The following is a 13,761-nucleotide window of genomic DNA, read 5'->3' on the forward strand; positions in this document are numbered from 1 at the left end:
CGTTCAGCCTTGCTTCGCGGCCTTGATCCTGGCGAGTTCCTCGTCGCGCAGCGCGCGGCGCAGGATCTTGCCGACGTTGGTCTGCGGCAGCGCGTCGCGGAACTCGACGAATTTCGGCATCTTGTAGCCGGTCAGGTTCTTGCGGCAGTGCGCGAGCACGTCGTCGACCGTCAGCGACGGGTCGCGGCGCACGACGAACACCTTGATCCGTTCGCCCTGTACCTCGTCGGGAATGCCGATTGCCGCGGCTTCGCTGATGCCGGGATGCATCACGAGCACTTCCTCGATCTCGTTCGGATACACGTTGAAGCCCGACACGAGGATCATGTCCTTCTTGCGGTCGATGAGGCGGATGAAGCCGCGCTCGTCCATCACGCCGATGTCGCCGGTGCCGAGCCAGCCGTCGGCGTCGATCACCTTGGCCGTCTCGTCGGGGCGCTGCCAGTAGCCGCGCATCACCTGCGGGCCATGCACGCACAGCTCCCCCGGCTCGCCGATGGCGGCCCAGGTGCCGTCCTCGCGGCGAAAGCGCACGACGGTGGACGGCGCGGGCAGGCCGATCGACCCGCTGAATGCGGCCATGTCGTTCAGGTCCACGGGATTCATCGTGACGATCGGCGAGCATTCGGTGAGGCCGTAGCCTTCGACGACCGGCCGCCCCGTCACCTGCTGGAAACGCTCCGCGACCGCGCGCTGCATCGCCATCCCGCCCGCCATCGCGAGCTTGAGCTTCGAGAAATCGCGCTTGCGGAATTCCTCGTTGTCGAGGAACGCGTTGTACAGCGTGTTGATGCCGGTGATCCCCGTGAACGTTTCGTTGCGGATGATCTTCATCACCATCTTCATGTCGCGCGGGTTCGCGATCAGGATGTTGCGCCCGCCGAGTCCCATGAAGATGAACGCGTTCACCGTCAGCGAATAGATGTGATAAAGCGGCAACGGCGTGAGCACGGTTTCGACGTCGCCCGACACCTGGTCGGCGATCCAGGCCTTTGCCTGCAGCAGGTTCGCGATCAGGTTGCCGTGCGTGAGCATCGCGCCTTTCGCGACGCCGGTCGTGCCGCCCGTGTACTGCAGGAACGCGAGGTCGTCGCGCGTCGTCTGCACGCGCTGCGGCTTGCCGCGTGCGCCGAGCGCGAGGGCGGAGCGCAGCCGGATGGCCTGCGGCAGGTGATAGGCGGGCACGAGCTTCTTCACGTACTTCAGGACGAAATTGATCAGGCGTCCTTTCGCATTGAAGCCGTCGGCGAGCAGGTCGCCGAGCGCGGTGACGACAATGTTCTTCACCTGCGTTTCCGGCAGCGCATCCTGCAGCGTGCGCGCGAAGTTCTCGAACACGACGATCGTCTGCGCGCCGCTGTCCTTCAGCTGGTGCGCGAGTTCGCGCACAGTGTAGAGCGGGTTCACGTTGACGACGATCGCGCCGGCCTTCAGCGTGCCGAACAGCGCGACCGGATACTGGAACGTGTTCGGCAGCATGATCGCGACGCGGTCGCCCGGCTTCACGCCGAGGCTTTGCAGGTACGACGCGAATGCGTCGACCTTCCGGGCGAGCGTGCGATAGGTCATCGACGCGCCGGCGCTCACGTACGCGACGCGGTCGGCGAAGCGGGTCGTGCATTCGTCGAAGAACTGCACGAGCGACGCGTATTGCGCGACGTCGATTTCGTGCGGGACGCCGGGCGGGTACGACGCGTACCAGATGCCGTCGGTGTTCGGCGGAACCTGGGCCGCGGTGGTTGCTGCGGAAGATGACATGACGTGTCTCCGGTCTTGGCTCTCGGCGAGGGCAGGCGGGCGCTTCGGCGCCTGCCCATGCCCCGTGCTTCGCGGCCGGTCGGTGCGGGCGCCTCGACGCCCTGCATGACCGCGCGTATCAATCAAATCGTGAACAGGAAGCCGCGCGTGGCTTCGCGCGCTCAGTTCGTGGAATGCAGCGTCGCCGTATCGGCGGTCGTCGCGCCCGACTGCGGCAACCCGAACGCTTCGCTCGCACCCGCGTCGTCGAGTACCGCCGCGAAGATCGACAGTTGCGCGCTGTCGGGCATCGGCGCCTTCAGCGCGGCGACGATCAGCGACGACAGCCGCGCGATCATCTGCACGTCGTTCATCGTGCGTCCTTGCGAGAACTCGTCGATCAGGCTTTCCGTTTCGGCGCCCGCGAGCGCGCCGGACAGCGCGCCGATCGCGAAGTGCAGCCGCCAGCCGAGCTCGGTGCGCGGCAGATGCGGCAACGCGCGCTGGAACGCGTCGAAGAAGCGGCCCGCGACGCTCGCGTAGTGCGCGGTCAGGAAGTTGCGCACGAACGGCGACGGATCGGTGTACGCGCGGCCGATCAGCCGGAGAAACCCGGGCCCGCCGCGCTCGGGATTGCGCGACGCCTTCAGCGCGGGAATGAACATCGCGCCGAGCACGTGCTCGCAGGTGATGTGCGTGCCGAGTTGCGCATCGAAGCGGTCGAGGATGCCGAGGCGCTCCTGGTTGAGCTGGTCGAGCCGGCGCGACAGCATCGCGTGGATCAGCGCTTCCTTGCTGCCGAAGTGGTAGTTGACCGCCGCGAGGTTGACCGCCGCGCGCGACGTGATCTGCCGCATCGACATCGCTTCGAAGCCGTGCTCGATGAAGAGATCCTCGGCCGCATCGAGGATGCGCGCCTTCGTCCCGCCGGTCTGCCGAGTGCCGGATGACCGTGCCCCGGACGGCCGTCCCGCGGATGGCCGCCCCTCCTGACTTACTGCCATGTTCCGCCTCCCATGCCGGTTTCCCGGCCGCGAACAGGTGATTTGATTATCTGATTCAAACAGTCGTTTTTATTAAGATAAAAAATCGCGGGCGGAGCGGGCAAGCGGGGAATCTGGACAAATTCCTCTAGTTCGATGTGCGAATGCGGAAAGTGCGGTGCGCGACCCCGGCGGGACGGGGCGCGCGCGATGATGCGGTGCCGCAAGGTGCGGGTTTAGCCGACCGTGCTACGCGTATTGACCGATTGCGTCATGTCGATACCGCGCCGTTCGCGGCTGAACAGGATCAGCACGGCGATCGCAACGGCGACGATGCCGGCCACGAGCGCGAGCGCGAAGCCGTAGTTGTTGCCGTTCGAAACGGCGAGCGACGCCTGCATCGTCGCGTTGCCGGACGCGAGCAGGTTGCCGAGCTGATAGACGACGCCGGGGAAGGTGGCCCGGATTTCGTCGGGCGAGATCTCGTTCAGGTGAACCGGAATCACGCCCCACGCGCCCTGTACCGAGATCTGCATCAGGAACGCGCCTGCTGCGAGCGCAACCGGGCCGCTCGAGAACGCCCACAGCGGCAGCACGGGCAATGCGATCAACGCGGCGATGAAGACCGCGCGGCGCCGGCCGATCCGCTCCGAGATCGCACCGAACGACAGGCCGCCGACGATCGCGCCGATGTTGAGCACGATCGTGATCCACGACACGGTATGCGGATCGAAGTGATGCTGTTCGCGCAGGAAGGTCGGATAGAGATCCTGCGTACCGTGCGAGAAGAAGTTGAACGCGGTCATCAGCACGATCGCGTAGATCGTGAGCTTCCAGTTCTGCTTCAGCGTGGCGCCGAGGCTCGGGCGCGGGCGCTTCTCCATCTGCTTCCACGCCGGCGATTCGGGCACGTGCGCCCGGACGTACAGCACGAGCAGCGCGGGCAGCACGCCGACCATGAACATGCCGCGCCAGCCGATGGTTTGGTAGAACAGGCCGAACACGACGGACGCGAGCAGGTAGCCGCTCGGGTAGCCGGCCTGCAGCAGTCCCGACACGAAGCCGCGCGCATGGGTCGGCACGGTCTCCATCGTCAGCGCGGAGCCGACGCCCCATTCGCCGCCCATCGCGATGCCGAACAGCGCGCGCAGTACGAGCAGCGCGGTGAGGCTCGGCGCGAAACCCGACGCAAGTTCGAGCAGCGAGTAGCACGCGATATTGACCATCAGTGTCGGGCGGCGCCCGAAGCGGTCGGCAAGCCGGCCGAAGATCAGCGCGCCGAGCGGGCGCATCGCGAGCGTCAGTGTGAGTGCGAACGCGACCGCGGGGATCGTCGACGCGAATTCCGCGGCGATATCCTTCAGCACGAAAACCATCAGGAAAAAATCGAACGCATCGAGCGTCCAGCCCAGGTAGGCGGCGATCGTGACGTTGCGTTGTTCGCGGGTCCAGCTCATGTCCGAGGTCTCCACGTTGGCTTGTGCGCGCACGATGTGCATGCGGATTGTGCATGCGGATGCCGGCCCGGCCGGCGCGCGGCGCGGGGGCATGGATCGAGTGTAGGCGTCCGCGCTGCGCGATGCGGGGCGCGATACCCCCGAATCGGGAATAATCCCTACGAAATGAACTGTTTCGGAAACGGAAACGGGGCCGCGCGAGACCCGCGACAGGTGTCTGTATCATTCCGGAAGGCTTTTTGTATCCATTCTGTAATGCGTTCGATGCGCATCGTCACCGAATCAGGAGTCCGGATGAATGAACGTTCCGCCGCCGAATTGCCCGTGCTCGAAACAGCCAGGCTGTGGCTGCGTCCGCGCGTGCTGGCCGATCTCGATGCGTGCCTCGCGATGGATCGCGATCCAGAGGTCACGCGGCACATCGCGGGCCCGTGGCACGACCCCGTCGAGCATCGCCGCTTCGTCATGCACCGGATCACGCGCGACTATCCGCCGGGCCTCGGCTACTGGTCGATCTTCGAGAAGACGGCGCCCGATGCATTCGTCGGCTGGATCCTGCTGATTCCCGACTATGTGGACGGGGCGCACGACGTCGAGATCGGCTGGCGGCTCGTGCGCGCGACCTGGGGGCGCGGCATCGCGAGCGAGGCCGCGCAGGCCGTCGTGCGGCACGCGTTCGACACCGTGCGCCTGCCGCGCGTGATCGCCGACATCGCGGAAGCCAACAGCGGCTCGCTGAACGTTGCGCACAAGCTCGGGATGCGCCGCGTGAGCGTCGTGAACGACGGCATTCCTTACATTCGCCATCGTCTCGAACGCAACGATCTGCGCACGTAACGCCGCGTCGTGCGCGCGGCGGGTGTCAGAGATCGTCAACCGCACGCGTATCGAGGTCATGACGTATTAACGGCTCGCGCGATCAGGAGTATCGTTGCCGGAATTTCGCAACATGGGGTACGACCATGGCACTCGGCAACGACGTTCATCTCATTCCCGTCCGGCTCGACGCGTTGCGTCCGACGCAGATGACGGTGGGCTATCGCGAAGTCAAGGCGAAGCGCAAGCACTGGAAGGCGCTCGACAAGCGTGCGCGCAAGGCCGCGATCGAATCGCACTGGTTCCCGGCGATCCTCGGCCCGGACGGGATGCACTACATCACCGATCATCACCACCTCGGCCTCGCGCTGATCGAGGAGGGCGAGTCGCGCGTGAACGCGATGCTGCTGAAGGATCTGTCGTGGCTCGACGACACGATCTTCTGGCGGATGATGGAACACAACCAGTGGGTGCATCCGTTCGGCGCGGACGGCTCGCGGCGCGACTATGCGCACTTGCCGAAGGCGCTGACCGGGCTCGAGGACGATCCGTACCGCAGCCTCGCCGGCGAGCTGCGCACGGCGGGCGGCTATGCGAAGGACGCAACGCCGTTCAGCGAATTCCTGTGGGCCGATTACCTGCGCCAGCACGTGTCGCTCGACCAGATCCGCAAGAATTTCGCGAAGGCGCTCGACGTCGCGCTGCATCGCGCACACGAGCAGGATGCGCGCTATCTGCCCGGCTGGTCGGGCGTCATCGCCGTCAAACCCTGACCGGCGCACGGCGCCGACCGCTCATGACGACTGCCCCGATCCGCCCCGACGCCGGCCCGCAGCATGCGGACCATTTCGCCGCGCTCGATGCGGCTTCGCCGCCGCCCAGGCGGCGCATCGGCCTCGATGCGCTGGCCGGCCTGTCGATCGCCGGGCTGCTGATTCCCGAAGCGGTCGCGTATGCGGGGCTCGCCAACCTGCCGCCGCAGGCCGGCCTGATCGCGCTGCTGTCGGGGCTCGTCGTCTATGCGCTGACGGGCAGCAGCCGCTTCGCGATCGTGTCGTCGACGTCTTCGTCGGCTGCGGTGCTCGCGGCAACCGTGCTCGCCGAATCGGGGATGGCACTGGCCGCGCAGCTCGCGCTCGCGGCGGCGCTCGTTGCGATGACGGGCGTGCTGTTCATCCTCGCGGGCGCCGCGCGGCTCGGCGGCATGTCGGATTTCGTCGCACGGCCCGTGCTGCGCGGCTTCACGTTCGGTCTCGCGCTGACGATCGTCATCAAGCAGTTGCCGAAGATCCTCGCGATTTCCGTGCAGCACAGCGATGCGCCGCGCGTCGCGCTCGACCTGATCACCGGCGCGCCGCATGCGAACCTCGCGAGCGTCGTGCTCGGTGCGCTCGCGCTGGCGTTGCTGTTCGCGCTCGGGCGCCGCTCGCGCGTGCCCGCGACGCTCGTCGTGATCGTGCTGTCGATCGCGGCCGGCTATGCGATCGACTGGCAGCGATACGGGATCGCGATCGTCGGCCATATCGACTTCCGGCACCTCGAATTCGGCCTGCCGCGTCTCGACCGCAACGCGTGGATGCAGACGGTCGAACTCGCGTTCGCGCTGATGCTGATCCTGTATGCGGAGTCGTACGGTTCGATCCGCAACTTTGCGCTCAAGCATGGCGATACCGTGTCGCCGAACCGCGACCTCGTGGCGCTCGGCTGCGCGAACCTCGTGTCTGGGCTGCTGCACGGGATGCCGGTGGGCGCCGGCTATTCGGCGACGTCGGCGAACGAGGCGGCCGGTGCGCAGTCGCGCTTTGCCGGCCTGTGGGCGGCCGGCGTGGTCGCGCTGATCGTCTGGCTGCTGCTGCCGCAACTCGCGCGCACGCCGGAGCCCGTGCTTGCCGCCATCGTGATCTTCGCGGTCAGCCACTCGCTGCATCCGTCCGTGTTCCGGCCGTACTGGGCGTGGCATCGCGACCGGCTCGTGGTAATCGCGGCGCTGCTCGCGGTACTCGTGCTCGGCGTGCTGCACGGCTTGCTCGCGGCCATCGGCGTGAGCCTGCTGCTGACGCTGCGCAAGCTGTCCGAACCGAACGTCAGCGTGCTCGGCCGGCTGCGCGACAGCCACGACTTCGTCGACGTCGCGAGCCATGCCGACGCGAAGCCGGTGCCGGGCGTGCTGATCGTGCGGCCCGAGGCGCAACTGTTCTTCGCGAATGCGGACCGGATGCTGAATCGCGTGCGTGCGCTGATGAAGGCCGCGCCGGACACGCATACCGTGATGCTGAGTCTCGAGGAAACGCCGGATGTCGACGGTACGACGATCGAATCGTTGCGTACCTTTGCGGCCGAATGCGCGGCGCGCGGATTGCGGCTCGCGATCGTCCGGCTCAAGGTGCATGCGCTGCATGCGCTGCGCCGCGCGGCGGACGATACGCTGCACGACGACGCGATGTCGGAACTGAGCGTCGACGAGAGCCTGCAACTGCTGACGGCAGGCATGCCGCCGGACGGCAGCGACGGAACGACCGCCGCCTGACACGGCGGCGCGACGGCGCCGTCTATTGCGAAAGCGCGGCGGCGCTGGCCGTGCGATCGATCATGCCGGCCACTTCCCCGGCCGTCGGCGCATAGGCGCCTGCATGCGCGCAGGCCACCGCCGCGCAGGCGGCCGCGTAGCGCAGATGTTCGACGGCCGTCGCATCGGGGCGCGTAAGCTGGCTCGCGAGCCAGCCGCCGACGCTCGCGTCGCCGCAACCGACCGTGTCGGCGACTTCGGTCGGGAATGCAGGCTGGAACAGCACGGTGTCGCGATGCAGGAGTTGCATGCCCGATGCGCCGCGCGTGACGAGCATCGTCGCGTCGGGCGCCCATTCGCGCAGTTGCGCGAGCGCGGCCGCCTCGTCGAGTTCGGGAAACAGCCCGCGCAGATCTTCGTCGGATACCTTGATCCAGTCGGCGAGCGCGGCCAGCCGGCGCAGCGTGTCGCGATACGACGGCGCAGCCATCGGCACCCGGAAGTTCGGGTCGAACGAAATCCGCTTGCCGGCCGCACGCGCGGCCTGTGCGAGCTCGATCAGGCGTGACGCGAGCGGCTCGCGCACGACGCCGAGCGAGCCGACGTGCATGATCTCCGCCGCGTCGAAGGATCCGGCGGGCAGGTCGGCCGGATCGAATGCGAGATCGGCGCTGTTCTCGCCGATGAAGAAATAGTGGGGCGGCTGCTTCGACACGACCATCGCGAGCAGCGGCGCGCGGTCGACCTGCCGGATGAAGCGCATGTCGAGCCCGGCGTCGGCGCTCTTGCGCATCAGCTCGTCGCCGAAGGTGTCGCGGCTGACCGTGCCGGCGAAGGCCGTCGGCACGGCGAGCCGCGCGCCGACGCGTGCGACGTTCCAGCATGAGCCGCCAGCGACGCTGTGCCAGTGCTGTGCGTCGTCGCGGATGAAATCGGTCAGCGCTTCGCCGAATACGATCAGGCGGGGGAACGTCGTCGTCATGTCGAAACCTTGTGCCGTGGCGTTGCGCACGGCCGTACGGCGGTTGATCCAAGAAAGCGGGCAGTGCGGGCCGTCGCGCATGGCGCGCGGCCCCGCACCGCCCGGGTTCGGCGGGCAGCGGGGCGGCGCGATCAGCGCGGCGTGCTCCAGCCCTTGTAGGTCTTCACGTTGTCGCGCGTGATGAGCGTCGGCTCGATCAGGATCATCGGATTGGCCGGCTTCTGGCCGTTCATGATCCCGTAGCCGACGTTCACGGCCTGCTGCGCCATCGCCCACGGATCCTGGCTCGACGACGCCTGCACGAGCGTGTTGGACTTGAGCGCGACCTCGATGTCGGGTGCGCCGTCGACCGACGTGATCACGATGCCCGGACGGTTCAGTTGCTTCGCGGCGAGGTCGCTGCCGATCGCCTGCGGGTCGTTGATCGTGAACACCGCGTCGAGTTTCGGAAAGCGCGTCAGGTAGCCTTGCATCGCGTTCATCCCGCCTTCGCGCGAGCCCTTGCCGTCCTGGTCGCTCGACAGCAGCTTGATGCCGGCGTTTTTCGCGAGCACGGTCTTGCAGCCGTTGACGCGATCGATCACGGCCGATACCTGCGGGCCGTTCTCGATGATCACGTTGCCCTTGCCGTTGAGCTTCTTCGCGATGTAGTCGCACGCGAGTTCGCCGGCCTTCACGTTGTTGGTCTGTACGGTCGCATTCGCGCCGGCCGCGGCGACGTCGATCGCGACGACCGTGATGCCGGCCGCCTGCGCCTTCTTCACCGCCGGTTCGATCGCCTTCGGATCGGTTGCGTTGAGCAGGATCATGTCGACGTGTGCGGAGATGAAGTTGTCGATCTGCGTGAACTGCTTGTTCAGGTCGTAGTCGGCCGAGACGGCCGTGACCTTCGCATTCGGATTGAGCTGCTTCGCGCGTGCTTCGGCGCCCTTGACGATCGTGACGAAGTACGGGTTGCCGAGCGACCCGACCGTGACGCCGATCGATTTGAGCGGCTTGTCGGCCGCATGGGCGGCGGCAGCGCCGAAGGCGAGCGCGCAGGCGACGGCGGTCAGGGCGGCGGTGTGCTTGAACATGTCGTGGTGTCTCCGTGAGGTTTGTTGGCGAACGGGCGCAGGCGGTCCGGCCTGCGCCGCAAGGTGGAATCGACGGGAAGGGGTCAGGTGCGTGCGGAATCGCGCTGGCGATAGCGATCGAGCGCAACGGCGCCGATGATCACGAGCCCCTTGATGATGTACTGCCAGATGTCGGACACGCCGAGCAGCACGAGGCCGTTCGTCAGGACGGCGATGATCAGCGCGCCGATCAGCGTGCCGACGATCGAGCCGACGCCGCCGACGAAGCTCGTGCCGCCGAGGATCACCGCGGCGATCGCGTCGAGTTCGTAGGACTGGCCGAGCTGCAGGCCGTTGGCCGCATAGAGCCGCGCGGCCGACATCACCGCGCCGAGGCCGGCCAGCAGCCCCGACGCCGCATAGACGAACATCTGGATCGCCCGCACGTTGATGCCCGACAGGCGTGCGGCTTCCGGATTGCCGCCGACCGAATAGATCCGCATCCCGAGCACCGTGCGGCGCAGGATGAACCACGAGATCGCGATCACCGCGCATGCGATCACGACGAGCCACGGCACGCCGAGGATCGAGCCGTTGCCGATGAACGCGAACGGCAGTTGCGGATTGAACACGGTCGTGTCGTTGCCGATCAGGCGCGCGACGCCGCGCACGGCCGTCATCGCGCCGAGCGTGACGATGAACGGCGGCAGGCGCAGGAACGAGATCAGCCCGCCGTTGATTGCGCCGAACACGAGGCCGACGACGAGTGCGAACGGCACGCCGAGCCAGCCCCAGCCGGGAATCGTCGACGCGAGCAGCGCGGCGACGGCCGCAGCGGCGAGCACCGAGCCGACCGACAGGTCGATGCCGCCCGTCAGGATCACGAAGGTCATGCCGGCCGCGAGCACGATGTTGATCGATGCCTGCTGCGTGACGATCGACAGGTTCTGCAGCGTGAAGAAGCCGTCGGTCAGGAAGCCGAAGCCGACGCACAGGATCAGCAGCACCGGCAGCATGCCGGCCGTGCGGATCAGCGATTGCATGCGGGCGCGATGATCGGCGCCGCGCATCAGGGGCGTACGGTTGGCCACCGGATGGGCCGTCGCGGAAGCGAGGTTCCGCTGCTTGGTCGGGTTGATCATTTCGGTAACCTGAATGTAAGAGTGAAATGAAGGGGCGGGCTCAGTGCGCGTCCGCGAGTTCGGCCTGCGAGCCGGTGGCGAGCGCGATGATCGCTTCCTGCGTGATGGGCGTGTGCGTGTGGCCGCCGAGTTCGCCTGCGATCTCGCCTTCGCGCATCACGAGCACGCGATCCGCGACGCCGATGATTTCCGGAAGCTCGCTCGAGATCACGATCACACCCACGCCGGCACGGGCCAGTTCGTTGATGATCCGGTAGATCTCGGATTTCGCGCCGATGTCGACGCCGCGCGTCGGTTCGTCGAGGATCAGCACGCGCGGCTTCGTCTCGAGCAGCCGCGACAGCAGCACTTTCTGCTGGTTGCCGCCGGACAGCGCGCCGACGTTGACGTTCGCGTGGGGGACGCGGATCGACAACGACGCGATCGCGTCGCGCGCACGTTCGGCGCCGCGTGCGAGGTCGAGTGCGCCGAGCCGGGCGTCACGGTTGCACACCGAGATGTTGATGTTGTCGCGCACGCTCATGTCGAGGAACAGGCCCTGGCGCTTGCGGTCCTCGGTCAGGTAGACGAGCCCCGCGTCGATCGCGTCGCGCGGCGAGTGTGCGCCGAACGTGCGGTCGCCCAGCTTCACGTCGCCGCGCACGCGCGGTTCGGCGCCGAAGATCAGCCGCGCGAGTTCGGTGCGGCCCGCGCCGACGAGCCCCGCGACGCCGAGTACTTCGCCGGCGTGCAGGTCGAGGCTGCAGCCGCGCACGCGTGCGCCGTCGGCGATGTCGCGGACCGACAGCAGCAGGTGGCCGGGGTCGTACTGCGCGTGCTCCTTCTTGTAGAAGCCGGAAATGTCGCGGCCGACCATCATCGCGACGAGCCGATCGGCCGACAGCGAGGCGCGTTCGAGCGTACCGACGTACGCGCCGTCGCGCAGTACCGACACGCGGTCGGACAGTTCGTAGATCTCCGCCATCCGGTGACTGATGTAGATGATCGCGAGGCCTTCCTCGCGCAACTGGCGGATCAGGCTGAACAGGTGTTCCGTTTCGCGCGACGACAGCGGAGTGGTCGGTTCGTCCATCACGAGGATGCGGGCGCGGGTGTGCACGGCGCGCGCGATTTCGACGAGCTGCTGTTCGGCGATCGACAGCGTATCGACGAGCGTGTCGGGCCCGAACGGCGCACCCAGGCGCGCGAGCACGTCCTGGCAGCCGCGCGCCATCGCCGCGCGGTCGATCGTGCCCCAGCGCCGGTTGCCGCGCCGCAGTTCGCGGCCGATGTAGATGTTTTCCGCGACGGTCAGGTTCGGCGACAGGCACAGCTCCTGGTAGATCACCGCGACGCCGGCATCGCGCGCGGCGAGCGGGCTGTCGATGTCGATGCGTTCGCCGTCGATCAGGATCTCGCCGCCGGCATCGGCGCGATACGCGCCCGACAGGATCTTCATCAACGTCGATTTGCCCGCGCCGTTCTCGCCCATCAGCGAATGGATCTCGCCGGGATAGACGGTCAGGCTGACGTTGTCGAGCGCGCGTACGGCCGGGAACGTCTTGCTGATCCCGCGCATCTCGAGCAAAGGACGGGGCGACTCAGATCGCGACATGGTTGACCTCCTGCGAGTCGGTGCGGGCGCCCTTGAGGATGCCGGCCCGCGGGGAGAAGTTGAAGAACATCGGCAGCGTGGCCGCGCCGATCGCGCCGGCGTCGGCGCCGAACGTACCGCGTACGAGCGTCGGCGTGCCGCGCGCTTCGGGCGCGGTGGCGACCAGCGCCGAGCGCAGGCGCGTCGTGACCGCGTCGAGCAGGCCCGCATCGGTGTCGGCGTCGAGCACGACCACCGGCGCATCGACCACGCACAGCACCGCGCGCAACGCGGGCGCAAGCGCGTCGACGCAATCGTCGATCCATTCGTCGACGGCCGGCAGGCCGCGGGCGATGCATGCTTCGAGATCGGCGCGGTTGTCGACCGTCTCGCCGTGATGGCGCAGATGGCGCACGAGTGCATGCAGCGACGCGCGCGCGAGCAGGATGTCCCACGGGCCGCGCGGCGGCGGCGCGGAGGCGAGCCGGCTCGGCGGTACCGGAATCACGGCGATGTCGCCCGCATTGCCGGTCACGCCGCGCAGGCAGTCGCCATCGATCGCGATGCCGCCGCCGATCGCCGGCCCGATGAACAGGTAGACGAAATCGTCGCACTGCCGGCCGTATCCGTAGAACAGTTCGGCGATCGCGGCCGCGTTGCCGTCGTTTTCGCCGAAGACCGGCAGCGACAGCGTGCGGCCGAGGTCGGCCGCGAAATCGACGTCTTCCCATGTACGGAACGTGTCGGGCGCGAGGCCCAGCTCGCGCATCCACGCGCCGAGGTTGTAGGGCTGCGCGACGCCGATGCCGGTCAGGCGCGCGCGTTCATGGTCGGGGAGCAGGGCCTGCATCGCGCCGATGTCGTGACGCACGATTTCGAGCACGTCGGCGGGGGGCGGCAGCAGCGTGTCGTGCGAGCGGCGGCCGAGCACGTCGCCTGCAAAGTTGACGAGCGCGGTCTCGATGCGCATCCGGTCGAGATGGACGCCGATGCCGAACGCGCCGCGCGGGTCGAGGCGGATCAATGAGGCGGGCTGGCCGCGCTGGCCTTCGGTGCGGCCAGCGAATTCGATCAGCTTCGCGTCGGCGAGCGATTCGATGATGCTGCCGACCGCCGTGCCCGTCATGTTCGCGAGACGGGCGAGGTCGGCCTTCGACGCGCTGCCCACGCGGCGCAGCGTCTTCAGCAGCAGGCGCTCGTTGTAACGGCGCACGTTGGCCGAATTGCTTCCCTGGCCGAAGTGCGGGCTTCTCATGGCGTCTCCTTCCATGTCGCACCGCTTGGCGGCGCATTAAATAAATCACGTTGATTTATTTAACCGCGTGAGCGCCGGCATGTCAGCCTAGGGAAATCCCGGTTTTGTCTTGTGACGGGGAGGGTACGTGCCGGCATGGGGAACCGGGGATCGATCGCGAGTGCCTGGAAATCGGGAAATGTGGCATTCGTCTGATGAGCCGGGATGGACCAGCACGCTACGATTTCCCGCGGGATTGCGCGTGTCGCCGTAACC

The 13,761-nt window shown here is 67.4% G+C and carries 11 protein-coding genes; 3 read left to right on the forward strand and 8 right to left on the reverse strand.

The annotated features are described in order from the left end of the window. Positions 1-3: 3 nt before the first annotated feature. From OHZ10_RS07730 to OHZ10_RS07740, 3 genes are all read right to left on the reverse strand, one after another. Positions 4-1,758: an AMP-binding protein gene (locus tag OHZ10_RS07730; protein ID WP_340624071.1), complete on the reverse strand. Its 1,755-nt coding sequence runs from the start codon at positions 1,756-1,758 to the stop codon at positions 4-6. Positions 1,759-1,919: 161 nt separating this feature from the next. Continuing rightward, positions 1,920-2,741 carry a TetR/AcrR family transcriptional regulator gene (locus OHZ10_RS07735; protein WP_043182625.1) on the reverse strand — a complete coding sequence of 274 codons (822 nt, stop codon included), beginning with the start codon at positions 2,739-2,741 and terminating at the stop codon, positions 1,920-1,922. Between the two features lie 215 nt (positions 2,742-2,956). Then, entirely contained in the window at positions 2,957-4,177 is a 1,221-nt protein-coding gene (locus OHZ10_RS07740) for an MFS transporter (protein WP_059236799.1), read from the reverse strand. 294 nt (positions 4,178-4,471) lie between these two features. On the opposite strand from OHZ10_RS07740, the gene OHZ10_RS07745 reads away from it, so the two are divergent. From OHZ10_RS07745 to OHZ10_RS07755, 3 genes are all read left to right on the forward strand, one after another. After that, positions 4,472-5,014 (forward strand): GNAT family N-acetyltransferase, encoded by a 543-nt coding sequence (locus OHZ10_RS07745; protein ID WP_340624072.1) that lies wholly within the window; start codon positions 4,472-4,474, stop codon positions 5,012-5,014. A gap of 125 nt (positions 5,015-5,139) precedes the next feature. Next, positions 5,140-5,766 carry a ParB-like protein gene (locus OHZ10_RS07750; protein WP_059234614.1) on the forward strand — a complete coding sequence of 209 codons (627 nt, stop codon included), beginning with the start codon at positions 5,140-5,142 and terminating at the stop codon, positions 5,764-5,766. Positions 5,767-5,789: 23 nt separating this feature from the next. After that, positions 5,790-7,520, forward strand: a complete 1,731-nt coding sequence (locus OHZ10_RS07755) for a SulP family inorganic anion transporter (RefSeq protein WP_059234612.1) — start codon at positions 5,790-5,792, stop codon at positions 7,518-7,520. A 22-nt stretch (positions 7,521-7,542) separates the two neighbouring features. On the opposite strand, the gene OHZ10_RS07760 is transcribed toward OHZ10_RS07755, so the two are convergent. The 5 genes from OHZ10_RS07760 to OHZ10_RS07780 all read right to left on the reverse strand — a co-directional run bounded on the left by OHZ10_RS07760 (position 7,543) and on the right by OHZ10_RS07780 (position 13,506). Then, positions 7,543-8,481, reverse strand: a complete 939-nt coding sequence (locus OHZ10_RS07760; RefSeq protein WP_342704194.1) for a carbohydrate kinase — start codon at positions 8,479-8,481, stop codon at positions 7,543-7,545. Positions 8,482-8,612: 131 nt separating this feature from the next. Continuing rightward, positions 8,613-9,557 (reverse strand): ABC transporter substrate-binding protein, encoded by a 945-nt coding sequence (locus OHZ10_RS07765; protein WP_059234610.1) that lies wholly within the window; start codon positions 9,555-9,557, stop codon positions 8,613-8,615. An 83-nt stretch (positions 9,558-9,640) separates the two neighbouring features. Continuing rightward, complete coding sequence (locus OHZ10_RS07770; protein WP_059234608.1) at positions 9,641-10,678, reverse strand: ABC transporter permease subunit; 1,038 nt, start codon at positions 10,676-10,678, stop codon at positions 9,641-9,643. A 40-nt stretch (positions 10,679-10,718) separates the two neighbouring features. Next, entirely contained in the window at positions 10,719-12,272 is a 1,554-nt protein-coding gene (locus OHZ10_RS07775) for a sugar ABC transporter ATP-binding protein (protein WP_256085927.1), read from the reverse strand. Next, a complete protein-coding gene (locus OHZ10_RS07780) occupies positions 12,259-13,506 on the reverse strand; it encodes an ROK family protein (protein ID WP_059236793.1) in 1,248 nt (415 codons plus the stop codon). Before OHZ10_RS07780 ends, OHZ10_RS07775 begins: the two co-directional genes overlap by 14 nt. Positions 13,507-13,761: the final 255 nt, after the last annotated feature.

The organism is Burkholderia arboris, from assembly GCF_038723655.1.
Taxonomy (GTDB): domain Bacteria; phylum Pseudomonadota; class Gammaproteobacteria; order Burkholderiales; family Burkholderiaceae; genus Burkholderia; species Burkholderia arboris.